Annotated in this window: 23 protein-coding genes; 4 read left to right on the forward strand and 19 right to left on the reverse strand. The window is 71.3% G+C overall.

The genetic code is table 11. The features are described 5' to 3' along the window. Positions 1 to 138: 138 nt before the first annotated feature. The 5 genes from aroQ to ACSMTC_RS06835 form a co-directional block, all read right to left on the reverse strand. Positions 139 to 579, reverse strand: coding sequence for a type II 3-dehydroquinate dehydratase (gene aroQ / locus ACSMTC_RS06815; protein ID WP_436558736.1), 441 nt, complete (start codon positions 577 to 579; stop codon positions 139 to 141). After that, complete coding sequence (gene aroB / locus ACSMTC_RS06820; RefSeq protein ID WP_436558737.1) at positions 576 to 1,664, reverse strand: 3-dehydroquinate synthase; 1,089 nt, start codon at positions 1,662 to 1,664, stop codon at positions 576 to 578. Before aroB ends, aroQ begins: the two co-directional genes overlap by 4 nt. Further along, positions 1,661 to 2,242 carry a shikimate kinase gene (locus tag ACSMTC_RS06825; RefSeq protein WP_436558738.1) on the reverse strand — a complete coding sequence of 194 codons (582 nt, stop codon included), beginning with the start codon at positions 2,240 to 2,242 and terminating at the stop codon, positions 1,661 to 1,663. The genes aroB and ACSMTC_RS06825 overlap by 4 nt, the downstream gene beginning before the upstream one ends. Next, positions 2,242 to 3,426, reverse strand: coding sequence for a chorismate synthase (gene aroC / locus ACSMTC_RS06830; RefSeq protein WP_436558739.1), 1,185 nt, complete (start codon positions 3,424 to 3,426; stop codon positions 2,242 to 2,244). The genes ACSMTC_RS06825 and aroC overlap by 1 nt, the downstream gene beginning before the upstream one ends. A 256-nt stretch (positions 3,427 to 3,682) precedes the next feature. Next, positions 3,683 to 4,510, reverse strand: coding sequence for a shikimate dehydrogenase (locus ACSMTC_RS06835; RefSeq protein WP_436558740.1), 828 nt, complete (start codon positions 4,508 to 4,510; stop codon positions 3,683 to 3,685). A 151-nt stretch (positions 4,511 to 4,661) separates the two neighbouring features. Here ACSMTC_RS06835 and ACSMTC_RS06840 point away from each other — a divergent pair, with 151 nt between their 5' ends. Next, positions 4,662 to 5,057 carry a peptidoglycan-binding domain-containing protein gene (locus ACSMTC_RS06840; RefSeq protein ID WP_436558741.1) on the forward strand — a complete coding sequence of 132 codons (396 nt, stop codon included), beginning with the start codon at positions 4,662 to 4,664 and terminating at the stop codon, positions 5,055 to 5,057. A gap of 82 nt (positions 5,058 to 5,139) precedes the next feature. On the opposite strand, the gene mltG (ACSMTC_RS06845) is transcribed toward ACSMTC_RS06840, so the two are convergent. The 8 genes from mltG (ACSMTC_RS06845) to ACSMTC_RS06880 all read right to left on the reverse strand — a co-directional run bounded on the left by mltG (ACSMTC_RS06845) (position 5,140) and on the right by ACSMTC_RS06880 (position 15,247). Next, positions 5,140 to 7,065: an endolytic transglycosylase MltG gene (mltG, locus tag ACSMTC_RS06845; RefSeq protein ID WP_436558742.1), complete on the reverse strand. Its 1,926-nt coding sequence runs from the start codon at positions 7,063 to 7,065 to the stop codon at positions 5,140 to 5,142. A 160-nt stretch (positions 7,066 to 7,225) separates the two neighbouring features. Further along, positions 7,226 to 8,407, reverse strand: a complete 1,182-nt coding sequence (gene mltG / locus ACSMTC_RS06850; protein ID WP_436558743.1) for an endolytic transglycosylase MltG — start codon at positions 8,405 to 8,407, stop codon at positions 7,226 to 7,228. Positions 8,408 to 8,496: 89 nt separating this feature from the next. After that, the gene (ruvX, locus tag ACSMTC_RS06855) at positions 8,497 to 8,979 is read right to left on the reverse strand and encodes a Holliday junction resolvase RuvX (protein ID WP_436558744.1); all 483 of its coding nucleotides are present in this window, start codon (positions 8,977 to 8,979) and stop codon (positions 8,497 to 8,499) included. Then, positions 8,979 to 11,648 carry an alanine--tRNA ligase gene (gene alaS / locus ACSMTC_RS06860; RefSeq protein WP_436558745.1) on the reverse strand — a complete coding sequence of 890 codons (2,670 nt, stop codon included), beginning with the start codon at positions 11,646 to 11,648 and terminating at the stop codon, positions 8,979 to 8,981. Before alaS ends, ruvX begins: the two co-directional genes overlap by 1 nt. Further along, positions 11,648 to 12,100, reverse strand: a complete 453-nt coding sequence (locus ACSMTC_RS06865; protein WP_436558746.1) for a DUF6167 family protein — start codon at positions 12,098 to 12,100, stop codon at positions 11,648 to 11,650. The genes alaS and ACSMTC_RS06865 overlap by 1 nt, the downstream gene beginning before the upstream one ends. A gap of 2 nt (positions 12,101 to 12,102) precedes the next feature. Then, positions 12,103 to 12,579 (reverse strand): DUF948 domain-containing protein, encoded by a 477-nt coding sequence (locus ACSMTC_RS06870; RefSeq protein ID WP_436558747.1) that lies wholly within the window; start codon positions 12,577 to 12,579, stop codon positions 12,103 to 12,105. A gap of 352 nt (positions 12,580 to 12,931) precedes the next feature. Continuing rightward, on the reverse strand, positions 12,932 to 13,546 hold the full coding sequence (gene rpsD, locus ACSMTC_RS06875; RefSeq protein WP_436558748.1) for a 30S ribosomal protein S4: 615 nt from the start codon (positions 13,544 to 13,546) through the stop codon (positions 12,932 to 12,934). 351 nt (positions 13,547 to 13,897) lie between these two features. Then, a complete protein-coding gene (locus tag ACSMTC_RS06880) occupies positions 13,898 to 15,247 on the reverse strand; it encodes a replication-associated recombination protein A (RefSeq protein WP_436558749.1) in 1,350 nt (449 codons plus the stop codon). Positions 15,248 to 15,421: 174 nt separating this feature from the next. Between ACSMTC_RS06880 and ACSMTC_RS06885 the strand changes: the two genes are divergently transcribed. Then, on the forward strand, positions 15,422 to 15,922 hold the full coding sequence (locus tag ACSMTC_RS06885) for a VOC family protein (RefSeq protein ID WP_436558750.1): 501 nt from the start codon (positions 15,422 to 15,424) through the stop codon (positions 15,920 to 15,922). Positions 15,923 to 15,931: 9 nt separating this feature from the next. On the opposite strand, the gene ppk2 is transcribed toward ACSMTC_RS06885, so the two are convergent. From ppk2 to ACSMTC_RS06910, 5 genes are all read right to left on the reverse strand, one after another. Then, positions 15,932 to 16,780, reverse strand: coding sequence for a polyphosphate kinase 2 (gene ppk2 / locus ACSMTC_RS06890; protein WP_436558751.1), 849 nt, complete (start codon positions 16,778 to 16,780; stop codon positions 15,932 to 15,934). Positions 16,781 to 16,865: 85 nt separating this feature from the next. Then, on the reverse strand, positions 16,866 to 17,378 hold the full coding sequence (locus ACSMTC_RS06895) for a GNAT family N-acetyltransferase (protein ID WP_436558752.1): 513 nt from the start codon (positions 17,376 to 17,378) through the stop codon (positions 16,866 to 16,868). Between the two features lie 121 nt (positions 17,379 to 17,499). Beyond that, positions 17,500 to 19,308, reverse strand: a complete 1,809-nt coding sequence (aspS, locus tag ACSMTC_RS06900; protein ID WP_436558753.1) for an aspartate--tRNA ligase — start codon at positions 19,306 to 19,308, stop codon at positions 17,500 to 17,502. Then, the gene (hisS, locus tag ACSMTC_RS06905; protein ID WP_436558754.1) at positions 19,305 to 20,567 is read right to left on the reverse strand and encodes a histidine--tRNA ligase; all 1,263 of its coding nucleotides are present in this window, start codon (positions 20,565 to 20,567) and stop codon (positions 19,305 to 19,307) included. Before hisS ends, aspS begins: the two co-directional genes overlap by 4 nt. 11 nt (positions 20,568 to 20,578) lie before the next feature. Further along, the gene (locus ACSMTC_RS06910; RefSeq protein ID WP_436558755.1) at positions 20,579 to 21,295 is read right to left on the reverse strand and encodes an MBL fold metallo-hydrolase; all 717 of its coding nucleotides are present in this window, start codon (positions 21,293 to 21,295) and stop codon (positions 20,579 to 20,581) included. Positions 21,296 to 21,545: 250 nt separating this feature from the next. Between ACSMTC_RS06910 and ACSMTC_RS06915 the strand changes: the two genes are divergently transcribed. Both ACSMTC_RS06915 and ACSMTC_RS06920 read left to right on the forward strand, forming a co-directional pair. After that, entirely contained in the window at positions 21,546 to 22,349 is an 804-nt protein-coding gene (locus ACSMTC_RS06915) for a peptidylprolyl isomerase (protein WP_436558756.1), read from the forward strand. Positions 22,350 to 22,611: 262 nt separating this feature from the next. Then, complete coding sequence (locus tag ACSMTC_RS06920) at positions 22,612 to 23,841, forward strand: DUF349 domain-containing protein (protein WP_436558757.1); 1,230 nt, start codon at positions 22,612 to 22,614, stop codon at positions 23,839 to 23,841. Between the two features lie 188 nt (positions 23,842 to 24,029). Here ACSMTC_RS06920 and ACSMTC_RS06925 read toward each other — a convergent pair whose 3' ends face one another. Beyond that, complete coding sequence (locus ACSMTC_RS06925) at positions 24,030 to 24,812, reverse strand: hypothetical protein (RefSeq protein WP_436558758.1); 783 nt, start codon at positions 24,810 to 24,812, stop codon at positions 24,030 to 24,032. Positions 24,813 to 24,885 lie beyond the last annotated feature (73 nt).

The raw sequence follows: 24,885 nt of genomic DNA on the forward strand, positions 1-24,885 counted from the left end.
GCGTCACTGACACCTCCCAAGCGGCGACACTACACGTCGGCCCGGCGGCGGGCACAGTCCGCCGCCGGGCCGGTGAGCTGGTGATCAGCCGCAGGTCAGCCGCCGATCGGCAGCGTGTGAGCCGCCGTTGACCGGGTGTCAGCGGGTGGTGAGCTGCTCGGCGATGGCGCGCAGCGCCAGCTCGTACGAGCCGAGGCCGAAGCCCGCGATGGTGCCGGAGGCGACCGCGGCGATCACCGAGGTGTGCCGGAACTCCTCGCGCGCGTACGGGTTGGAGATGTGCACCTCGATCAGCGGGGCGGTCCGCTGGGCGGCGGCGTCCCGCATCGCGTACGAATAGTGCGTGAACGCACCGGGGTTGATCACCACGGGCGTGCCCTCGTCCGCGGCCTGGTGCAGCCATTCGACCATCACCTGCTCGGAGTTGGTCTCCCGCACCTCGACCTCGAAGCCGAACTCCTTGCCGAGCGCGGTGCAGCGCTCGACCAGTCCGGAGTACGAGGTGGCGCCGTACACGTCCGGCTCGCGGCTGCCCAACCGCCCCAGGTTGGGGCCGTTCAGCACGATCACCCGGGTCACTTCGACACCTCTCCGTAGGCGGCGACCAGCAGGGACGGGTCCGGGCCCTCCAGGATGGAGGTCCTGCCGAGACCGTCCAGGACGACGAAGCGCAGCAGGTCGCCGCGCGACTTCTTGTCGATCTTCATGGCGTCCAGCAGCTTCGGCCAGGCGTCGGCCCGGTAGGTCAGCGGCAGGCCGACCGAGGCCAGCACCGTGCGGTGGCGGTCGGCCGTGGCGTCGTCCAACCGCCCGGCCAGGCGGCCGAGTTCGGCGGCGAAGACCATACCGATGGAGATCGCCGCGCCGTGCCGCCACTTGTAGCGCTCGTTGCGCTCGATGGCGTGGCCCAGCGTGTGGCCGTAGTTGAGGATCTCCCGGCGGCCGGCCTCCTTGAGATCGCCGGAGACCACGTCGGCCTTGACCTGGATGGCCCGCCGGATCAGCTCCAGGGTGTGCGGCCCGTCGGGGGTGGTGGCGCCCTGCGGGTCGGCCTCGATCAGGTCCAGGATGACCGGGTCGGCGATGAAACCGGCCTTGATCACCTCGGCCAGGCCGGAGACGTAGTCGTGCCTGGGCACGGTCTCCAGGGTCGCCAGGTCGGCCAGCACTCCGACCGGCGGGTGGAAGGCGCCGACCATGTTCTTGCCCTCGGCGATGTTGATGCCGGTCTTGCCGCCGACCGCCGCGTCCACCATGCCGAGCAGCGTGGTGGGCATGGAGATCCAGCGCACCCCGCGCAGCCAGGTGGCCGCGACGAAGCCCGCCAGGTCCGTGGTGGCGCCGCCGCCGAGGCCGATGATCACGTCGCTGCGGGTGAACCCGGTCTGCCCGAGTACCGACCAGCAGTACGCGGCGACCTCGGCGCTCTTGGCGTCCTCGGCGTTGGGCACCTGGAGGACGATGGCCTCGTAGCCCTCGCCGAGCAGGTCCTCGCGGATCACGTCGGCGGTCGCGGTCAGCGCCTCCGGGTGGATGACCGCCACCCGCTTCGCCTGCTTTCCGATCAGCCTGCCGAGCTCACCGAGCAGTTGACGGCCGATCAGCACATCGTACGGATCGTGGCCTGCGCTGCCACCGACATGAATGGTGACGGTGTCCGTCATGAGTTCTTCAGCTCCAGTGCTTCGATTACGGCGTCGGCGACCTGCTCCGGGGTGCGCCCCTCGGTGTCCACCACGGCGGTGGCCACCTCCAGGTACAGCGGGCGGCGGGCCTCCATCAGCTCGCGCCAGCGGGCGCGCGGGTTGACGGCGAGCAGCGGGCGCGGCGCGTCCAGGCCGACCCGCTTCACGGCGTCGCCGAGGGCGACCTCCAGGAAGACCACCGGCAGCGCAGCCAGCAGCGCCCGGGTGGCCTCGGCCATCACCGCGCCGCCGCCGAGTGCCAGCACGCCGTCGTGGGTCTCGGTGGCCGCACGGACGGCCCGCACCTCCAGTTCGCGGAAGTGCGGCTCGCCCTCGTCGACGAAGATGTCCGGGATCGGCTTGCCCGCCACCCGCTCGATGTCGGCGTCGGTGTCACGGAAGGCGACCCCGAGCCGCTCGGCGAGCAGGCGGCCCACCGTGCTCTTGCCGGACCCGGGCGGCCCGACCAGCACGACCACGGGCGAACCGCTCCCGGCCGCGGCCTCGACCGGCCGGTGGCTCCGCCCGGCGTCCCGCTGACCGATTCCCTCGCTCATCAGCGGATGATCAGGTGGTCGAGGTAGCCCTGCACGTTGCGGCGGGTCTCGGTGACGTTGTCCCCGCCGAACTTCTCGTTCACCGCGTCGGCGAGCACCAGCGCGACCATCGCCTCGGCGACGATGCCGGCGGCCGGGACCGCGCAGACGTCCGAGCGCTGGTGGTGCGCCTTGGCGGGCTCCCCGGTGCGGACGTCCAGGGTCTGCAGGGCGCGCGGGACGGTGGCGATGGGCTTCATCGCGGCACGCACCCGCAGCAGCTCGCCGGTGGACAGACCGCCCTCGGTGCCGCCGGAGCGGCCGGAGGTGCGCCGGACGCCCTCGGCGGTCGAGACGATCTCGTCGTGCGCCTTGGAGCCGGGGATCCGGGCCAGCTCGAAGCCGTCGCCGACCTCGACACCCTTGATCGCCTGGATGCCCATCAGCGCGGCCGCCAGCCGGGCGTCCAGTCGGCGGTCCCAGTGCACGTGCGAGCCCAGTCCCACCGGCACGCCGTACGCCAGCACCTCGACCACGCCGCCCAGGGTGTCGCCGTCCTTGTGCGCCTGGTCGATCTCGGCGACCATCGCGGCGGAGGCCTCCGGGTCCAGGCAGCGCACCGGGTCGGCGTCCAGCCTGGCCTCGTCCGAGGGCTTGGGGAGCAGCCCGGCCGGAGCCTTGGCGGCGGCCAGCTCGACCACGTGCGAGACGATCTCGATACCGCAGGTCTCCCTGAGGTAGGAGCGGGCGACGGCACCGAGGGCGACCCGGGCGGCCGTCTCCCGGGCGGAGGCGCGCTCCAGGATCGGACGGGCCTCGTCGATCGAGTACTTCTGCATCCCGGCCAGGTCGGCGTGGCCGGGACGGGGCCGGGTGAGCGCCTCGTTGCGGGCCAGGCCGTCCAGCACCTCGGGGTCGACCGGGTCGGCCGACATCACCTGCTCCCACTTGGGCCACTCGGTGTTGCCCACCATGACCGCCACCGGGCTGCCCATGGTGAGGCCGTGCCGGACGCCACCGAGGAAGGTGACCTCGTCCTGCTCGAACTTCATCCGGGCCCCACGGCCATAGCCGAGCCGCCGACGGGCCAGTGCGTCGGCCACCATCCCGGTGGTCACCGGCACACCGGCCGGCAGGCCCTCCAGCGTCGCGACCAGTGCGGGGCCGTGCGACTCCCCCGCCGTCAGCCAGCGCAACGTACCCAACGGAGCTCCTTCGTCAGCGGCCCGGCCCGCAGTTCGCGGCTACGGCCCGGCCGGGCGTTCCATCCGGCGGACCGAACCCGGCCCGCGCTACAGGACTGATCCTTTCACGTCGGCACCGTCCATCGGGACCCAGTCCGCACAGCGGACAGCTTTCTGGGCACAGCGGCCCCGGCGGGGAACGGTCGGATCGCCCACGAACCCGTTCCTGTGCCCCACCCGGCCCGAGCTCCGGCCGGCTCCCGGCTCAGCTGCTGTTTCACTCGCCGGCCAGCGCCGCCTCGCCCGCCGCGCGCATCGCCGCCAGCGGACCGGCCGCCACCCCGGTGAACCGCTCGAACTGGAGAACCGCCTGGTGCACCAGCAGATCCAGCCCGCCCAGCACCGTCGCGCCCCGCTCCGCGCAGGCCGCGACCAGCTTGGTCGGCCACGGGTGGTAGAGCACGTCGAACAGGGCGCCCGGCCGCTCGGGGATCCCCGCGGCGAACGGGTCACTCGCCCCGGCGGGGGTCGTGGAGACGGTCAGCGGCGCCGCCAGCGCCTCCGCCCCGCGCTCCCAGTCGGCGGTCCGGACGCTCAGCCCGAGCCGCTCACCGAGCGAACGCATCTGGGCGGCCCGTTCGGCACTCCGCACATACACTGTCACCTCGCCGGCGCACACCTGGGCCAGCGCAGCCAGCGCGGAGGACGCGGTGGCGCCCGCACCGAGCACCGAAGCGCTCTCCACCCGCTCGATACCGCGCTCGCGCAGCGCGTTCACCAGACCCGGCACATCGGTGTTGTCCCCGCTGCGCCGCCCGTCCGGGTGGAACACCACGGTGTTCACCGCGTCCACGGACAGCGCCGTCTCGCTCACCTCGTCCAGCAGCGGAATGACCGCCCGCTTCAGCGGCATGGTCAGCGACAGCCCGGCCCACTCCGGCCCCAGCCCCTCGACGAAGGCGGCCAGAGCGTCCTCACCCACCTCGAACCGGTCGTACCGCCAGTCGTCCAGCCCCAGCGCCGCGTACCCCGCCCGGTGCAGCACCGGCGACAGCGAGTGCGCGATCGGCGAGCCGAGCACGGCTGCCCGGTGGTACGTCGTCACGTGGGTTCCCCATTCCGTGCCTGATCCGGCCAACTCCGACGGAGAACCGGACAATCCCCAGGTTTAGGTAAAGACAGCAGGTGGAGAGGGATGCCAGGCTCCGGGCGGCACCTACGCCACACCCGTACCGGCACCCTCACGAGGAGCAACTATGTCACGCTTCATCCGCGCCACCGTCGCGGCAGCCATGACCACGACCGCCCTGTGGATCGGTGCGGCACCGTCGCACGCGGCCTCGCTGCCGACGTGCGATGGGCGCATCACCAACACCACCATGCCCGCGATCGGCGGCGACAGTGCCGACTGCCGCCTCGCCTACGGTGACCAGGGCGACGGAGTCAAGGCTCTGCAGGAGAGCTTCAACTACTGCAACGGTGAGTCCCTGACGGTCGACGGCGTCTTCGGCAGTGCCACGAAGGCGGCCGTGCTGCGTGTGCAGAGCCGGGGCGGCATCACGGCCGACGGCATCTACGGCCCCAACACCCGTAGCCACATGTCCTTCCTGCTCATGTCGAGCAGGCCGAACTGCACCGTGCCCAGCGCCTGAGTCGGCTGTCAGCAGGTGCGGCCGACACTGATCCGGCCGCGAGCGAGCCCCGGCCGGTCATGATGACCGGCCGGGGCTCGTTTCAGCTCTTGCAGGTGACACGGACCGGGTCGAAGCCCTGGCCGCGGGCCGTGCAGTAGTCCTTGACGTTGCTCGCGTGCTCGGCAGGGGTGGAGGCGAAGCGGGTCTCGCTCGGCGACATGGCGATCCAGTACACCCAGTTCCCCGGCGTCGGGTTCAGCACCGCCTTGATGGCGTCGTCGCCCGGGTTGCCGATCGGGCCGGGAGGCAGGCCGGGGTTGAGATAGGTGTTGTACGCCAGCGACTTGTCGTCGATCTCCTTCTGCTCCATCCTGGTCCGGCCGAGCTGGTACTGGAGCGTGGTGTCCAAGCCGAGCTTGTGGCCGGTGGCGTTGGTGTTCAGGCGGTTGTAGATGGCTCGCGCCATCTTTGCGAAGTCAGCGGAGTTGTTGCCCTCGGCCTGCAGGATGCTGGCCTCGGTGATGACGTCGTAACCGCTCTTGAGACCGATCTTCTGGGCCCCGGTGTCCAGGTCCAGCGCCTTGTAGTGCTCGACGGCCGTGGAGACCATCTGCTTCAGCAGGTCCTCGGGCTTCATGCCGTCGGTGATCGAGTACTTCGTCGGGTACAGGAAGCCCTCGATGTTGCCGTGGGCGTAGTCGGGCAGGCCGAGCTCGTTGACCTTGTCCTTGGCGATGTTGGCCGTGGTGCCGTTCGGGAGCTTCAGCTTGGCGTCGATCTTGGCGTAGATGTCGACGGACTTCTTGCCCTCGGGGATGGTGAGCGCGTTGCCACCGTTGGAGTCCACCATCTTGGCCACCGCGGCCGCGGCCGACATCTGGTGGGCCAGGGTGTAGGTACCGGGCTGGATCGTGGCGCCCTTGGGGTTCTTGTTGACCGCGCTGACGAAGGCGCCGACGCTCTTGACCACGTCGGCGTCCTTGAGCGCCTGGCCCATCGCCGAACCGGAGTCGCCGGTCTTGATCTCCACGTTCACCGAGCCGTTGCCGTCGCCCGCGTAGTCCGGCGGCGGGCCGAAGTGCGTCTGGTAGAAGCCGTAGCCCCACCAGCCCGCGCCGGCGGTTGCGCCGAGCAGGCAGACCGCGACGATCAGGCAGGCGCCGCGGTTGCGGCGGCCCTCCTGCTTGCCCTTCTCCTTGCGCTTGCGCTCGGAGTCCCGGGTCTCCGGCTCCTCCTCGCCACCGAAGAGGGAAGGACGGTCCGGCTCGACGGCGTGCCCGGCGTCCTCGGCATGCCCGTCGTGGTGCTCCTCCTCGACCCACTCCTCGACGGCCGGTTCGGCCGCCGCCGGGGTGTCGAGCGCGGCGGCCTCGGCCTCCCAGTCGATCCCGTCCGGCCCCGGGCCCGCGGGCTGCGGTACGCGCGGAGCCTTGGGCGCCTGCGGCTGCTGGGGGGCGGGCTGCGCCATCCGCGGCATCTGCTGCTGCGGGATCTGCTGCCCGGGCTGTCCCGGCATCTGCTGCTGCGGGAACTGCTGCCCCGGCATCTGCTGCTGCGGGAACTGCTGCCCCGGCTGCCCCGGCTGCCCCTGCGGCACGAACTGCTGCGGGATCGTCTGCTGTTGGACCTGCTGCTGCACCTGCTGCTGCGGATAGCCGAACTGGTCGTACTGCCCGCCGCCCTGCGCGAACTGGCCCTGCTGCTGCGCCTGTTGCAGCACCTGCTGCTGGGCGTCGAACTGCTGGCCGCCGTACGTCTGGTCGTTGAACTGCGGCTGCGCCTGCTGGACCTGCGGCTGCTGCGCGTACTGGTCCTGCGGCACGAACTGCTGCTGCGGATAGCCCTGCTGGACGTACTGGGCCTGGCCGAACTGCTGGCCCTGCTGCTGTTGCGGGATCTGCTGCCAGGCCCCGGTCTGCTGGTGCTGCTCCGGCATCGGCTGCTGCTCCTGGCCGCCGTATCCGGGGTCGCCTGGGTGCCACGGCTGCGCGCCCTGGGGCTGGTAGCCCCCGCCCAGATCAGTCATCGAACCCCTTATGCCAACCGACAGGACAGAGCCGACCGCACCCACTGGCCGGCCGCCCGGGAGTTGATCCCGGTGACTCCTCGAACCGGCGTGCTAGCGCAACGCCTGAAAGAGGACGTTACCGTACCGCAGCAAACGATCCGTCCGGGCCGACCTCGGGTCAGTGGCCGGCGGAGCTCGGCGAGGAACTTCTCTTGGCCTGGTTGGCGTTGAACTCGGCGACGTTCTTCTGCTGCTGGTCGAGACTGTCGGTGAAACGGGTGTCACCCGGTTTCACGGTCACGAAGTAGAGCCAGTCACCGTCGGCGGGGTGGGCGGCCGAGCGCAGTGCCTGTTGCCCGGGGTTGGCGATCGGGGTGGGCGGCAGACCGGGGTGCAGATAGGTGTTGAACGGGGAGTCCAGCTTGGTGTCCGCGCCGGTGGTGGTGATCGTGGAGCGGCCCAGCGCGTAGTTGATGGTCGAGTCCAGCTGCAGCGGCATGTGCTTCGCCAGGCGGTTGTAGATGACCCTGGCGACCTTCGACATGTCCTCGGAGTTGTCCGCCTCACCCTCCAGCAGACTGGCGATGGTCACCAACCCGTACGGGGACTGGCCGTTGGCCGTCGCCGCCGTCTCCAGGCCCTCCTCCTGGTGCACCCGTGCGCTCTGCTCCACCATCTGCTTGAGCAGGTCGGCCGCGCTGGTGTCGTCGGTGACGGGGTAGGTGGCGGGGAACAGGAAGCCCTCGATCTTCCCTCCGGTGATCTGCGGCAGTTCCAGGTCGCCGAGCTGCTGCTGGGCGGTCTTCTGGGTGGTGCCGGACGCCAGCTTCAGCTTCTGGTCGATCGCGGCGTAGATCTGGGTGGCCCGCCAGCCCTCGGGGATGGTGAGCGCGTTGGCGTTGGCCGGGTCGAGCAGCACGCCCAGCGCGACGGCGGCGGACATCTTCCGCTTCAGCGTGTACGTGCCGGGCTGGATCCTGGTCCCGGCCGGGGTGTTGGCCGCCGCGTCCGTGAACGCCTTGACACTGGCCACCACGTCAGCCTTCACAAGACTCTTACCGATCTGGGTGAGACTGGCGCCCCTCGGGACCGACACCGTCACCGATCCTGTGCCGTTCCCCACATAATCGGCCGCCCTCTGCTGCCCCTTCGGCCAGAGCAGCACCCCGCCGATCACCACCGCGCCCGCCACCGCCAGCAGCGCGAGAACGCTCAGGCAGCACGCCACGGCGGTACGCAGCCGCCTGGGGTCCGGTGGCTCGTACCCGTACGGCTGGCCCGGGGGCAGGCCCTCAGGCTCGGTCACGGGCGCACCGAGGTGTCCGGGGGTCAGGCCGGGAGTGGAGTCCGGGTCGGTCATGGCGGCCTCTTGGTCGGTGGACGACACGACGAGGGGGTCCGTGCGGACGCGTCCGCACGGACCCCCTCAGGGAAGCTAGACCAGACCGGTCAGTTCATCGGTTCGACGCACTCGCCGGGGGCGCGGCCACTCACCCGTTCGGTCTCGAGGGCGCTCTGCAGGATCACCACGGCCGCGGCCTGGTCGATCACCGAACGGCCCTTCTTGGAGCTCCGCCCGGAGGCCCGCAGGCCCTGGGCGGCGGTGACCGTGGTCATCCGCTCGTCCACCAGACGGACCGCCACCGGTGCGATCAGCGCGGCCAGCCGCCCGGCGTACGCCCTGACCTTGGCCGCGGCCGGGCCCTCCTTGCCGCTCAGCGACCGGGGCAGCCCGACCACGACCTCGATCGCGTCGTACTCCTCGACGATCTCCTTGAGCCGTGCCTGGGAGCGTCCCCCGGCGGGGACCGTCTCCACGGGCGTGGCGAGCAGCCCGTCGGGGTCGCAGGACGCGACCCCGATCCGGGCGTCGCCCACGTCCACGGCGATCCGGCGGCCCCGGCGGAAGACCTTCTCCTGCTGCTCTTCCATCAGCTGGCGCGCTCCGCGACCAGGGCGCGGACGGCGGCGATCGCCTCGTCCACGGCGGCCGGGTTGGAGCCGCCGCCCTGGGCCACGTCGTCCTTGCCGCCACCGCCGCCGCCGAGGGTCTTGGCGGCGGTGCGGACCAGCTCACCGGCCTTGATGCCGCGCGAGCGGGCGTCCTCGTTGGTGGCGATCACGGTCAGCGGGCGGTCGTTGGCCACGGTGAAGGCGGCGACCACGGCCGGGCGCGAGCCCAGGCGGTTACGGACGTCCAGCACCAGCTTGCGCAGCTCGTCCGCGCCCGTGCCGTCGGCGACCTGGGCCGCGACCACGGCGATGCCCCGGATGTCCTCGGCCGAGTCGGCCAGACCGGCGGCGGCCGCCAGGACCTTCTCGGCGCGGAAGCGCTCGATCTCCTTCTCGGCGTCCTTGAGCTTGGCGAGCATGCCCGAGATCTTCTCCGGCAGCTCCTCCGGGCGGCCCTTGACCAGATCGGTGAGCTGGGAGACCACGGTGTGCTCGCGGGCCAGGAACCGGTACGCGTCCACCCCGACCAGCGCCTCGACGCGGCGCACGCCGGAACCGATCGAGGACTCGCCGAGCAGCTTCACCAGGCCCAGCTGGGCGGTGTTGCCGACGTGCGTACCACCGCACAGCTCCTTGGAGAAGTCGCCGATGGTGACCACGCGGACCTCGTCGCCGTACTTCTCGCCGAACATCGCGATGGCGCCGGCCTTGCGGGCCTCGTCCATCGTCATGACCTCGGCGGTGACCTCGAGTTCGCGGGTCAGCACGTCGTTGATCTTCTGCTCGACGTCGGTCAGCACGCTGCCGGGAACGGCGGACGGCGAGCCGAAGTCGAAGCGGAAGCGGCCCGGGGCGTTCTCCGAACCGGCCTGGGCGGCCGTCGGGCCCAGCGCGTCGCGCAGCGCCTGGTGGGTCAGGTGGGTCGCGGAGTGGGCACGGGCGATCGCCCGGCGGCGCTCGGTGTCGATGGTGGCGTACGCGGACGCGCCGAGCACCACCTCGCCGAACAGCACGCCGCCGGAGTGCACCAGCACCCCTGGCACCGGCTGCTGCACGTCGCGGATCTCCACCACCGCGCCGGAGTCCAGCCGGATCCGGCCCTGGTCGGCCAGCTGGCCACCGCCCTCGGCGTAGAACGGGGTGCGGTCGAGGATGATCTCGACCTCGTCGCCCTCACTGGCGGCCGGCGCCGGGACGCCGTCCACCAGCAGGCCGACCACGGTGGCCTCGCCCTCGGTGGCGGTGTAGCCGGTGAAGACGGACGCTCCGGAGCGGTCGGCGACCTCGCGGTAGGCGGCGACGTCGGCGTGGCCCATCTTCTTGGCCTTGGCGTCCGCCTTGGCGCGATCCCGCTGCTCCTGCATCAGGCGGCGGAAGCCGGCCTCGTCCACCTGGAGGCCCTGCTCCTCGGCCATCTCCAGGGTGAGGTCGATCGGGAAGCCGTAGGTGTCGTGCAGCTTGAAGGCCTGCTCACCGGAGAGCACCGCGCCGCCGGCCTGCCTGGTCTCGGTGACAGCGGCGTCCAGCAGGTTGGTGCCGGCGCGCAGGGTCTGCAGGAAGGCGGTCTCCTCGGCGGTGACCACCGTCTCGATCCGCTTGCGCTCGCTCTCCAGCTCCGGGTACTGCGGGGCCATCGCCTTGATGGTGATGTCGGTGAGCTCCTTGGCCACCGGCTCGGTGGCGCCCAGCAGACGCATGTTGCGGATGGCCCGGCGCAGGATGCGGCGCAGCACGTAGCCGCGGCCCTCGTTGCCCGGGGTGACGCCGTCGCCGACCAGCATGATCGCGGTGCGGATGTGGTCGGTGACCACGCGCAGGCTGATGTCGGCCTTGTGGTCGTCGCCGTAGCGGTGACCGGTGAGCTCGGCGGCCCGGTCCAGGATCATCCGGCTGGTGTCGATCTCGAAGAGGTTGTCGACGTCCTGCAGGATCGCGGCCAGGCGCTCCAGGCCGAGACCGGTGTCGATGTTCTTGCTCGGCAGGTCGCCGAGGATCTCGAAGCCGTCCTTGCCGTCACCGTGGCCGCGCTCGTACTGCATGAAGACCAGGTTCCAGATCTCCAGGTAGCGCTCGCCGTTGACCGCCGGGCCGCCCTCCTCGCCGTACGCGGGGCCGCGGTCGTAGTTGATCTCCGAGCACGGGCCGCACGGGCCGGGGACGCCCATCGACCAGAAGTTGTCCTTCATGCCCAGGCGCTGGATGCGCTCGGACGGGACGCCGATGACCTCGCGCCAGATCTGCTCGGCCTCGTCGTCGTCCTGGTAGACCGTGATCCAGAGCTTCTCCTTCTCCAGGCCGTAGCCGCCGTCCGCGACGGGAGTGGTGAGCAGCTCCCAGGCGAACTTGATGGCGCCTTCCTTGAAGTAGTCGCCGAAGGAGAAGTTGCCGCACATCTGGAAGAAGGACCCGTGCCGGGTGGTCTTGCCGACCTCCTCGATGTCCAGGGTGCGGACGCACTTCTGCACGCTGGTGGCACGGGTGAAGCTGGGCTTGACCTCGCCCAGGAAGTACGGCTTGAACGGCACCATGCCGGCGTTGACCAGCAGCAGGGTGGGGTCGTCGGCGACCAGGGACGCCGACGGAACGACAGTGTGCCCGCGCTCCTCGAAGAATCGCAGCCAGCGGCGGCGGATCTCTGCCGACTCCATCAGTGGTCCTTCCGGTTGGGTGTGCTGCCCGGCAGCTCCTCGAGCTGTCGGGGCGTTGCAGCTATGGCTTGGGGGGTGGTGCCTTGGGGGGTGGTGCGAAGACCGTGCGACGCGGGCAGGGCGGCGGCCGGGGAGCCCGGCGCCGCCGAGATAGCTCGGTACTGGGGCTCGGCGCGCAGCGCTCGGCCGCCCGCGAGACGGCGGCGCTGCGGCTCGACCACGGCGGTGCCGTCCAGGCCCAGGTCGGCCTTGAGCTGTTCCTCGCGCTCGGTCATCCCGGCGCGGACGTCGGCGGCGAAGCGCTTGGCCAGGTCGCCCACGTGCAGGGCGCCTCGGGCCGCGGTGCCGGAGAGGCTGTCCGGGGTCAGCCGGTGGACGGCCTCGTCGGCCTTCTTCATGGCCCAGACGGTGGCACCGGCGCCGACGGCCATCCAGAAGATTCGTCGGACCATGGTCAGCCCCTCACGGCTCGCCGGACACGGGAGAACAGGCCGGTGCGCGGTGCGGTGGCCGCCCGGACCTCGGCCCGGATCATCCGGGCCAGTTCCTCGCGCTCGCCCGGCTGCTGCGGGACCGCCACGGTGGCCTGCTGGCGGTTGACCGCCTTGCGCACGCCGTAGCTGAACGCGGCGACCTTGACCAGCGGGCCGCCGATGGTGGCGGCGACGGTCGAGGAGAGCGCGTTCGCGTTGGCGGCGGCGTCCTGCACGTTGGCGGTGATCTCGTCCACCCGCTCCAGCTGCTCGTTGGCGCTGCGGACGGCCGTGCCCGCGTCCACCAGCAGCGGTACGGCCTGCTCGGTCACCGCGGAGACCAGGACGGTGGCCTCCTTCAGCACCCGCGAGAGCCGGACCAGCACCACCGCGAGCAGGGTGACCAGGACCGCCCAGAACACGGCCACCAGTAGGCCGGCCAGCTCTCCCACGGACACCTTGCGCGCTCCCTCGCCTTGCAACTTCCTCAGAGGGGAACCCTACCGTGACCACGTGTACTTTCCCGACCGGATTCCCCTCCGCAGCCGATCTTGCGCTCACGGGTGCGTCTCCCCGGCCCTCGGCCCGGGGTGTGGGACTGCGTGGGATCGAGCGTGCCTGAGGTCGGTTGTCGGCCGCGGCACCGAACTCGCCGCTCCGGCCCGCCTCCTGTAGCCCTCCCCGGTCCCCAGCCGCCGACACCGGAGGGCCCCGGAAAGGCAGCCCCGGGGGACACGGCCCCGGAAAGGGGTGAACCCCCGCAGCCCGAAGGCCGCGGGGGTTCGATGCCGCAAGGGCACTGCTCGCGGGTCAGCGCGAGTAGTACTCGACGACCAGCTGCTCGTCGCAGACGACCGGGACCTCGCGACGCTGCGGCGCGCGGTCCAGGCGGAAGGCCAGGGCCTTCAGGTTGACCTCGAGGTACTTCGGGGTCTGACCCTCACCCGCGTTGCCACCCTCACGGGCGATCTCGAACGGGGTCTTGGCCTTGCTGCGCTCGCGCACGGTGACGACGTAGCCCGGCTTCATCTGGAACGACGGCTTGTTGACCTTGCCGCCGTTGACCTCGATGTGGCCGTGCACGACCATCTGACGGGCCTGGTAGATGGTGCGGGCGATGCCCGAACGCAGAACCAGGGCGTCGAGACGGGTCTCGAGCTCGGCGATCAGGGCCTCACCGGTCTTGCCCTGGACCTTCTTGGCACGCTCGAAGGCGCGGGCCAGCTGCTTCTCGCTGAGGTCGTACTGCGCGCGCAGACGCTGCTTCTCGGTCAGACGGACCTTGTAGTCAGAGTTCTGCTTGCGGCCACGGCCGTGCTGGCCGGGCGGGTACGGGCGGGCCTCGAAGTACTTGACGGACTTCGGGGTCAGCGGGACGCCCAGCGCACGGGCAATCTTGACCTTGGGGCGCTTCTGGTTCGCCATGAACCATTACCTCTCTTGCTTTTCGAATACGGCTTCACCAGGTGTTGACGGAGGTTGCCTCTCGCGACCCGGAGAAAACCATCCGGGGATGGTCAGCCGCTCTCCGCAGCCGGGCACGTCTGTGCTTGTACACGTACGGCCCACCGCCCCTGGGGTGGTGGGCTGCCCGCGACACCGGAACCGGTGCGCAACGCTCCATGTCACGACCCCCGAGGGGGTCGTCGGCCGGTGCCCCGCTGGTGCGGCCGGTCGGCCGGGTGCACACCCCACCGCCGTGCCCGGGACATGGCACTCGGACCGAGTATACCGTCGATCATCCGCCCCCTCGGCCACGGCCGGATTCACTCGCCTTCACTCGCCCCGGAGCCTGCTCCTGGTCCACTCGACGACGTCCGCGTACCGGGTCTCCCCGCCGTGCCTGGTCGGGTGGTAGTACGCCTTGCCGTGGACGGCGTCCGGCGCGTACTGCTGTGCGGCGATCCCGCCGGGCAGGTCGTGCGGGTACTGGTAGCCCTGCCCGTGGCCGAGCTTGCCCGCGCCGCCGTAGTGCGCGTCCCGCAGGTGCGCCGGTACGGCGCCCGCCAGCCCCTGCCGGACGTCGGCCAGCGCGGCGTCGATCGCCAGGTACGCGGCGTTGGACTTGGGCGCCAGCGCGAGCGCGATGGCGGCCTGGGAGAGGATGATCCGCGCCTCGGGGAAGCCGATCAGCGCGACCGCCTGGGCGGCGGCGACGGCGGTGGGCAGCGCGGTCGGGTCGGCCAGGCCGATGTCCTCGCTGGCGGAGATCATCAGGCGGCGGGCGATGAAGCGCGGATCCTCGCCCGCCTCGATCATCCGGGCCAGGTAGTGCAGGGTGGCGTCCACATCGCTGCCCCGGATCGACTTGATCAGGGCACTGGCGACGTCGTAGTGCTGGTCGCCGTCCTTGTCGTAGCGGACGGCGGCCTGGTTGACGGCCGTCTCGGTGGTGGCGAGGGTGAGGACCGGCTCGCCCTTCTCCAGCGCCGCGCCGGCCGCGGCCTCCAGCGTGGTCAGCGCCCGGCGGGCGTCTCCCCCCGCCAGGCGGACCAGGTGGTCCTCGGCCTCACCGCTCAGCTCCACGCTGCCGGCCAGCCCGCGCTCGTCCGCCACCGCGCGGCGCAGCAGGGCGCGGATGTCCTCGTCGGTGAGCGACTCCAGGGTGAGCAGCAGGGAGCGGGAGAGCAGCGGGGAGATCACCGAGAAGTACGGGTTCTCGGTGGTGGCGGCGATCAGGGTGACCCAGCGGTTCTCCACGGCGGGCAGCAGCGAGTCCTGCTGGGCCTTGGAGAAGCGGTGGATCTCGTCCAGGAAGAGCACCGTCTCCCGGCCGGTCATGCCGACGGCCCGGCGCGCGCCGTCGATCACCGCGCGGACCTCCTTGACCCCGGCGGTGATCGCGGAGAGTTCGACGAACCTGCCCTCGACGGCCTGGCTGATGACATGGGCGAGGGTGGTCTTGCCGGTGCCGGGCGGGCCCCAGAGGATCACCGAGCTGGTGGCCGCCGGGCCCTTGGCGCCGGAGACCAGGCGGCGCAGCGGTGATCCGGGCTTCAGCAGCTGCCGCTGGCCCGCGACCTCGTCGAGGGTGCGCGGGCGCATCCGTACGGCGAGCGGGGCCCGGCCGGGCTCCTTGGTCTGGCGTTCCTCGGCGGCTGCGGTGAAGAGGTCCGGTTCGTCCACGCGTGAAGCCTATGCCAGGGTGCCGACAGCACCGGCCGACCGCAGTAGTTCGAATTTGAACCTCATCAGGCGTAGGCTGGCCGCGTCGGCCACAGCCGGCCGATCGGCCGGGCGCGCCACCGGCACACCGGACGCACGCGCCGCCGTCCGCACCCACCCACCGGGAGCCCCACCATGCCCGTCCGCCGCCTCAACCACGCGGTGCTCTGGATCCGCGACGTCGACCGCTCGGTCGAGTTCTACACCGACGTCTTCGGCTTCCGGCTCGACCACCTGATCCCCGGCCGGGCCGCCTTCCTCAGCGCACCGGGCAGCCTCAACGACCACGACCTGGGCCTGTTCGCGATCGGCGCCGACGCCCCCGGCCCCGAGCAGGGCAGAGTGGGCCTCTACCACCTGGCCTGGGAGGTCGGCACGCTCGGCGAACTGGCCGAGCTGGGCGCCCGGCTCAACGAACTCGGTGCGCTGGTCGGCGCGACCGACCACCTGGTCTCCAAGTCCTTCTACGCCAAGGACCCGGACGGCAACGAGTTCGAGCTGATGTGGCGGGTCCCCCGCGAGGACTGGCCGAGCGAGGGCGCCGGTCTGCGCCCGGGCCCGCTCGACCTTGAGCGGTCGCTGGAGCGCTGGGGTCCCGACCTGGCCACCGGTGCGGCGGCCGGCCAGCCCACCTGACGGTCGGTCTTACTCCTCCGCCAGGCCCCCGGGCCGGTCCTCGTCCTGATCGGCCCCTTCCAGGAGCGCCGCGTGGTCGGGCACGTACTTCTGCAGATCACGCGGCGGGCGCTGGTACCCCGTGGACGGCGGCCTGACCGGCAGCTCGACCCGGGGCCGCCCGACCTCCTGGTACGGGACGGTGGAGAGCAGGTGGGCGATCATGTTGATCCTGGCCCGCCGCTTGTCGTCGCTCTCCACCACGTACCACGGCGAGGTGGGGAGGTCGGTGTGGACGAACATCACGTCCTTGGCCCGTGAGTACTCCTCCCAGCGGGTGATCGACTCGGTGTCCATCGGCGAGAGCTTCCACTGCCGCATCGGGTCCTCGAGCCGGGAGCGGAACCGCCGCTCCTGCTCCTCGAGGCCGACCGAGAACCAGTACTTGCGCAGCAGGATGCCGGACTCGATCAGCATCCGCTCGAAGAGCGGGCACTGGTGCAGGAACTGCCAGTACTCCTCGTCGGTGCAGAAGCCCATCACCCGCTCCACCCCGGCCCGGTTGTACCAGCTGCGGTCGAACAGCACGATCTCGCCGGCCGCGGGCAGCTGCTCGACGTAGCGCTGGAAGTACCACTGGCCGCGCTGGCGCTCGGTCGGCACCGGGAGGGCCGCGATCCTGGCGATGCGAGGGTTCAGGAACTCCGTCACCCGCTTGATGGCGCTGCCCTTGCCGGCCGCGTCCCGGCCCTCGAAGATCACCACCAGCCGGGCGCCCTCGGCCCGCACCCACTCCTGGAGCTTCACCAACTCGCCCTGCAGCCGCAGGAGTTCCTTCTCGTACGGCTTCCTGGGAAGCCGACCGGGTGCCGCCGCCACTGTGCCCTCCGCTCGCCGGATGCCGATGACACCTCACGCTACGGGCGATCCCCGGCCCCCGCAGGTCATGACCCGGGGCCGGGCTTCACGCGTCGAACGGCGTCGGATAGCGGCACAGGCCGCGCGGCCGCCCGTCGTAGGCGCTGAGCGGCAGCGCCTGGAAGTAGTCGTCGCGGACCGGGAACGGCCCGGTGATCTCGTGCCGGGAGGCCGGGGTGAAGCCGAAGCGGCCGTAGTAGTCGGGGTCCCCGAGCACCACCACCAGGCGCTCCCCCGCCGCGTCCGCCGCGTCCAGCGCGGCCTGGACCACCAGCCGGCCGATGCCCTTGCGCTGCCACTCGGGCGCGACCGCCACCGGGGCGAGCGCCAGCCCCTCGTCCTGGCCGATCCTGAGCCGGGTCAACAGCGCGTGGGCGACGACCAGTTCGCGCTCCGCCAGGTCGGTGACGGCGACCACGGAGAGCCGGTCCAGCCAGGACGGGTCCCGGCGCAGTGCGTCCACCAGGTCGGCCTCGTCCGGCCCGGGAAAGGCCGCCATGTGTACGAGTCTGGTCGCCGCGGCGTCCGAGGGCTGCTCAACTCTGGTACGTACGGTCATGGTTCGTCCTCCGCGAGTCGCACACCGTTGTGGGACGTAGTGAACCGGCCCCGGCCCGGTGTCGTCGACACCGGGCCGGGGCCGCGTGAAGGTGATGCTACTGATCAGGCCTGCGTGATCGTCAGCCCTCGACGGAAGTCGCCGGCTTGGCCTCTTCCTTGGCCTTCGCCTCTCCCGCGGCCTTGGGCTGGGCGTCCACACCCGCCTCGCGGCGCTGGGCCGGGGTGATCGGGGTCGGCGCGCCGGTCAGCGGGTCGCCACCGGTCGAGGTCTTCGGGAAGGCGATCACGTCCCGGATGGTGTCGTACCCGCCGAGCAGGGTGACGATCCGGTCCAGGCCGAAGGCGACGCCACCGTGCGGCGGCGGGCCGTAGTTGAAGGCGTCCAGCAGGAAGCCGAACTGCGAGACGGCCTCCTCCTCGGAGAGGCCGATCGCGTCGAAGGCCCGCTTCTGCACGTCGCGCTGGTGGATACGGATCGAACCGCCGCCCAGCTCCGAGCCGTTGAGTACCAGGTCGTACGCGTTGGACAGGGCGCTGCCCGGGTCGGTGTCGAAGGTGGCCAGCGACTCGGCGGTCGGCGCGGTGAACGGGTGGTGCACCGCGTGCCAGCCCTGGAACTCGCCCTTGTCGTCCTCGATCGGCTCGAACATCGGGAAGTCGACCACCCAGAGGAAGGCCCACTTGGACTCGTCGATCAGGTCGCAGCGGCGGCCGATCTCCAGCCGGGCCGCGCCGAGCAGCTCCTGCGAGGCGGTCTTCTTGCCGGCCGCGAAGAAGATCGCGTCGCCCGGCTTGGCACCGGCTGCGGCGGCGAGGCCCGCCAGGTGCTCCTCGGAGAGGTTCTTGGCCACCGGACCGCGCAGCTCGCCGGTCTCGGCGTCGACCAGCACGTACGCCAGACCGCGCGCGCCGCGCGCCTTGGCCCAGTCCTGCCAGGCGTCCAGCTGCTTGCGCGGCTGCGAGGCACCGCCGGGCATGACCACCGCACCGACGTACGGCGCCTGGAAGACCCGGAACGAGGTGCCCTCGAAGTACCCGGTGAGGTCGGTGAGTTCCTGGCCGAAGCGGACGTCCGGCTTGTCGGAGCCGTAGCGGGCCATCGCGTCCCGGTAGCTCATCCGGGGCAGCGGGTTCGGGATCTCGTAGCCGTGCACCTCGCGCCAGATGGCACCGATGATCTTCTCACCGAGGGCCAGGATGTCCTCCTGGTCCACGAAGGAGGCCTCGATGTCCAGCTGGGTGAACTCCGGCTGCCGGTCGGCGCGGAAGTCCTCGTCGCGGAAGCAGCGGGCGATCTGGTAGTAGCGCTCCATGCCGGCCACCATCAGCAGCTGCTTGAACAGCTGGGGCGACTGCGGCAGCGCGTACCAGGAGCCGGGCTGCAGGCGGACCGGGACCAGGAAGTCGCGGGCGCCCTCGGGGGTGGAGCGGGTGAGGTACGGGGTCTCGATGTCGAGGAAGTCGTTCTCCTCCATCACCCGGCGGATGATGTTGTTGACCTTGGAGCGCAGCCGCAGGCCCTTGGCCGGGCCCTCCCGGCGCAGGTCCAGGTAGCGGTAGCGCAGCCGGACCTCCTCGTTGACCGTGCCCGGCTCGTACTCGGCGACCGGGAACGGCAGCGGGGCGGCCTCGGAGAGCACCTCGATCTCGCTGACCACGACCTCGACCTGGCCGGTCGGGATCTCCGGGTTCTCGTTGCCCTCCGGGCGGACCCGGACCTCGCCGACCACCTTGACGCAGTACTCGGCACGCAGCCCGTGTACCGACTCCAGATCGCGGACCACGATCTGCACGGTGCCGGAGGCGTCGCGCAGGTCGATGAACGCGACACCGCCGTGGTCACGGCGGCGGGCGACCCAGCCGGCCAGGGTGATGGTCGCTCCGGCGTGCTCCGCGCGGAGCGTGCCCGCGTCGTGCGTGCGGATCACAGCTGCTTCTCCTTCAGGGTGGATACGAGTGCTTCGAGGGTGACGGGGACCTGCTCGCCGGTGGTCATGTCCTTGAGCTGGACGACACCCTCGGCGAGGTCGCGGTCCCCGGCCACCAGCGCGAAGCGGGCGCCGGAACGGTCGGCGGACTTCATGGCGTTCTTGATGCCCCTGACGCCGAAGGCGAGGTCGGTGGCGACGCCGGCCCGGCGCAGCTCGACCACCTTGGCGAAGAGGACGTTCTTGGCCTCCTCGCCGAGCGCCACGGCGTAGACCGAGGTGGCGGCGGGCAGGTCGAGGGTGATCCCCTCGGCCTCCATGGCGAGGTAGGTGCGGTCCACCCCGAGCGCCCAGCCGACGGACGGCAGCGCGGGGCCGCCGATCATCTCGGACAGGCCGTCGTAGCGGCCGCCGCCGCCGATCGCGGACTGGGCGCCGAGACCGTTGTGCGCGAACTCGAAGGTGGTGCGGGTGTAGTAGTCCAGGCCGCGGACCAGCTTGGGGTCGTCCTTGAAGGCCACGCCGTTGGCGGTGAGCAGCGCGCGGACCTGCTCGTCGTACGCCTTGCAGTCCTCGCACAGGTAGTCGCGCAGCATCGGCGCGCCGCCCAGCTGGGCCTGCACGGACTCGCGCTTGTCGTCCAGCACCCGCAGCGGGTTGATCTCGCAGCGGCGGCGGGTGTCCTCGTCCAGGTCCAGGCCGCGCAGGAACTCCTGAAGCGCGGCGCGGTAGACCGGACGGCACTGCTTGTCGCCGAGGCTGTTGATCAGCAGGGTGTAGTCGCTCAGGCCCAGCGAGCGGAAGGCGTCGTCGGCCAGGATGATCAGCTCGGCGTCCAGCGCCGGGTCCTCGGCCCCGATCGCCTCGGCGCCGACCTGGGCGAACTGGCGGTAGCGGCCGGCCTGGGGGCGCTCGTAGCGGTAGTAGGAGCCGGAGTACCAGAGCTTGACCGGCAGGTTGCCGAGCTTGTGCAGGTTGGCCTGGAGGGCGGCGCGCAGCACCGAGGCGGTGCCCTCGGGGCGCAGCGCGAGGTCCTCCTTGCCGCGCTTGGTGAGGGAGAACATCTCCTTGGTGACGATGTCGGTGGACTCGCCGACACCGCGCGAGAAGAGCTTGACGTCCTCGAAGACCGGCGTCTCGATGTAGCCGTACCCGGCCCGGCGCGCCGGCGCGGACAGGCGCTCGCGGATCGCCAGGAAGGTCGCGGAGCTGGGCGGCAGCAGGTCGTAGGTGCCCTTGGGGGCGGTGAAGGTACTCAACTTCTCTTCCGTCACATTCCTCGTCGCGGGACGGCTGTGGTCCCGCCGGTGTCCGCGCTCCCTGCCACCTGCAGGAGGTAGGGGTTGGTGGCGCGTTCGCGGCCGATGGTCGTCTGGGAACCGTGGCCGGAGAGGACCACGGTGGCGTCGTCGAGGGGCAGGCAGACCCGGGCCAGCGACCGCATGATCGCCGCGGTGTCACCACCCGGGAGGTCCGTGCGCCCGATGGAGCCGGCGAACAGCAGATCGCCCGAGAACAGCACCGGAGGAACCTCTCCGTGTGCGGGCGTCCTGAAGGTCACCGACCCCTCGGTATGGCCGGGCGCATGGTCGACGGTGAGCTTGAGGCCCGCCAGTTCCAGGACGCCGCCGTCCTCCAACTCCCGTACCTCGTCCGGCTCCCCGACCGTGATGGAGCCCATCAGCTGCTGCCCGAGCGAGCGGCCCAGCGCCCGCTCCGGGTCGGCCATCATGTAGCGGTCCGCGGGGTGGATCCAGGCCGGTACGTTCCGTGCGCCGCAGACCGGCACCACCGAGGCGATGTGGTCGATGTGCCCGTGGGTGAGCAGGACGGCCACCGGCTTCAGCCGGTGCTCGCGGATCAAGTCCTCGACGCCCCGCGCCGCTTCGTGGCCGGGATCGACGATCACGCACTCCTCACCGGCGGCCGGGGCGACCAGGTAGCAGTTGGTGCCCCAGGCTCCGGCTGGAAATCCGGCGACGAACACGCGATGTCCTCAGCTCTCGGGTGGCGGTGCCTTCCCTCATTCGTCACCGCTGGTCACACCGCAGCCTACCGGCGGTACGGCACCGGTTGCGAACCAGATGCCGGTGAGTTGGCCGCCGCGCCCCCGCCGGCCCCGGACCCACCGGAACTCCCGGCTGATCTCGTACTTACGGACGAGGTCTTTACACTGGGCCGCCAGCGGGTGCGATGATCCCGCACAACAGCAGGCACGACTTCAGGAGACACGGCCGGTGGTCAGCAGCGAACAGCGTCGGCGGCAGCTCGCCCGCGAGAAGTACGAGCGGCAGATGGAGCGCCGGGTCGAGACCCAGCGCAAGGCCAGGCGCCGCAACGCCGTCGTCAGCGCCGCGGTGGCGGCCGTGGTGGTGATCGCCGGCGCCGGCGCCTGGGCGGGCGGTGTGTTCGACAGCAAGTCCAAGGACGCCGCCCCGCAGGCCGCGCCGACCCCGACCGCCGCCGCCACCCCGGTCAAGGGCTGCACCGAGCCGGCACCCGGCAAGCCGAACGGCAAGCAGTGGAAGGCCGAGCCGGCCATGTCGGTCGACAGCGGCGCCAAGTACACGGCCACCCTGGAGACCAGCTGCGGCAAGGTGACCATGGAGCTGGACGCCGCGAAGGCGCCGCACACGGTCAACTCCTTCGTCTTCCTGGCCGGCGAGCAGTACTTCGACCACACCAAGTGCCACCGCCTCACCACCTCCGGCATCTACGTGCTGCAGTGCGGCGACCCGACCGGAACCGGATCCGGCGGCCCCGGCTACAAGTTCGCGGACGAGAACCTGACCGGCGCCACCTACCCGGCGGGCACCGTGGCGATGGCCAACGCCGGTCCGGGCACCAACGGCAGCCAGTTCTTCCTGGTCTACAAGGACACCCAGCTGCCCCCGAACTACACCCCGTTCGGCAAGATCACCGGCGGTCTCGACGTACTGAACAACATCGCCGGCGGCGGCGAGAACGACGCCAACGGCCCCGGCGACGGCGCTCCCAACGCCAACGTGGTGCTCAACTCGGTCACCGCCGCCAAGAGTTGACCGACCGCGGCGCCGCCTCGCCGACCCGCGCCAGCGGTTCGCGGGGCAGCGCCGCCGGAAATCGTCCGGCCCGGATGCGGACAGCACCGGCGCTGGTCGCCTATGTTGCTGTTGTATAGGGTGCCCTGACCGTCGGCCGTCACCCGCGGCGCACCAACCCGACGGCTCGGACGGCGGACTCCATCGGTCCGCCGCACATCAACTGTGGACGACGTACGCGCACCACACCCAGGTGGGCGCGACGTCATGTGGAGGAGGCGCTGTGAGCAGCGACCCGTGGGGCCGTGTCGACGAGCAGGGGAACGTCTACGTCAGGACGGCCGAGGGCGAACGCCTCGTCGGCTCCTGGCAGGCGGGCTCACCTGACGAGGCCCTCGCCTACTTCGAGCGCAAGTACCAGGGCCTGGAGGCCGAGATCGGCCTCCTGGAGCACCGCGTCCGCAAGACCGATCTGGGCGCCAAGGATGCCCAGACCGCCCTGGAGCACCTGCGCGCGCAGGTCACCGAGGCGCACGCGGTCGGCGACCTGGCCTCGCTCGCCGAGCGCCTGGAGACGCTGAGCGGCGAGATCGAGTCCCGGCAGGCGGAGCGCAAGGCGGCCCGCGCCAAGGCGCAGGACGACGCCCGTACGGCCAAGGAGAAGCTGGTCGCCGAGGCCGAGCAGCTCGCCGAGTCCACCCAGTGGCGGGAGGCCGGCGACCGGCTGCGCGCCCTGGTGGACATCTGGAAGGGCCTGCCCCGCCTGGACCGCAAGAGCGACGACGAGCTGTGGCACCGCTTCTCGCACGCCCGCTCGGTGTTCTCCAAGCACCGCAAGGCGCACTTCGCGACCCTGGACGCCGAGCGCGAGTCGGCCCGGACGGCCAAGGAGAAGCTGGTCGCCGAGGCCGAGGCGCTGTCCGGCTCGGTGGAGTGGGGCGACACGGCCTCCGCCTACCGCGACCTCATGGCGCGCTGGAAGGCCGCCGGGCGGGCCCAGCGGGACGCCGAGGAAGAGCTGTGGGCCCGGTTCCGGGGCGCGCAGGACGTCTTCTTCCAGGCCCGCGCCGCCGCCTTCAGCGAGCGGGACGCCGAGCAGGGCGAGAACCAGAAGCTGAAGGAGGCCCTGCTGGTCGAGGCCGAGGCGATCCTGCCGATCACCGACCTCAAGGCCGCCAAGGCCGCGCTGCGCGACATCAGCGAGCGCTGGGAGGCGATCGGCCACGTGCCGCGCGACGCCCGGCCGAAGCTGGACGGCCGTCTGAACACGGTCGAGCGGGCCATCCGCGAGGCCGAGGACGCCGAGTGGAAGCGCTCCAACCCGGAGGCCAAGGCCCGTGCGGCCGGTATGACCGGTCTGCTCCAGGCCGCCGTGGACAAGCTCCAGGCCGACCTGGACAAGGCCCGCGCCGCCGGCAACGCGGGCAAGGTCGCCAAGCTGGAGGCCGAACTGGCGGGCCGTCAGGCCCTGCTGGACCAGGCCCAGAAGAGCCTCCAGGAGTTCAGCGGCTGAGATCCGCACCGACAGGGGGCGCGGGAGAGATCCGAACGACCAGGCACCTTGGTGCGGAGCTGGTCGCGCGGTCTCCCGCGCCCCTTGGTGCTGCCCGGCGCCGGTCGGCTCCGCCTGACCCTCCGCATGGCCGGTCACGCGCGCGGACCGGGGCGCTCGGGAGCCCTGGCGGGCAGCCGGCAGCGGGATCAGGTGGTCGCCGCCGGGGACTGGCTCGAGCCGAAGATCTGCGTGAGCTGGTTGAGGTCGATGCTCTGGGACGGCGCCGGGGTGGCGGTCTTCACCGGCACGGAGAAGTCCCTGAAGCCGAGCGTCTCGCTGCCGACGCCGCCGGTCCGGTGGAAGTCGAGCGGGTAGGGGCGGCCCTGGGTGGCGACCCAGAGCGTGCCGTGCTCCGCGCCCTTGGTCCCAAGTACGGACACCGCTGGGACACCGTTGCTGACGCCCTGGGCGCCCGTGGTCAGGTTGACTCCGGTGGGCGACATCGAGTCCGCCAGCGCGTTCAGGTCGCAGATCGAGGCGAGCTCCAGGAACTGCACGTTGTCGGCCGTGGTCTTCAGGTAGCGGTTGCCCACCAGCTGGGCCACCGCCTGCCCGCCGTGTTTCTGCCAGAACGCCTGGTCCGGCTTGACCCAGAGGTCGTTGCCCGCCTTGGCGACCTGGAAGTTGCCGAGGAAGCTCTCGCTCACGGAGCCGTTGCAGTTGCCGCCGACGTCCATCGACAGGTCGAAGGTGACCAGGTTGACGCCGTCGTCTATCCGGCCGTTGACATGGGCCGAGCGGCCGTCCTTGAGGGCCTTCATCGCCGCCAGTACGACGTTCGGCCCGGACAGCTTCTCGACGCCGTTGGACGCGGGAGCAGGGGACGCCGAGGGCGTGCCGGCCGCCAGGGCCGTACCGCCGCCTCCCAGCACGCCTGCCGTCAGGGCGGCACAGGCAAGTGCGGCCACAGTCGTCAGCTTGAGGTTCATGGGGCCTCCCACTTCTGGGTTCGACTCTTCCCAGCCTGTACCGGCAGGAGGCCCCGCGCACATCAGAACGGCC

Origin of the sequence: Kitasatospora sp. HPM-01-4, from assembly GCF_051374625.1 — a bacterium.
Lineage (GTDB): Bacteria > Actinomycetota > Actinomycetes > Streptomycetales > Streptomycetaceae > Kitasatospora.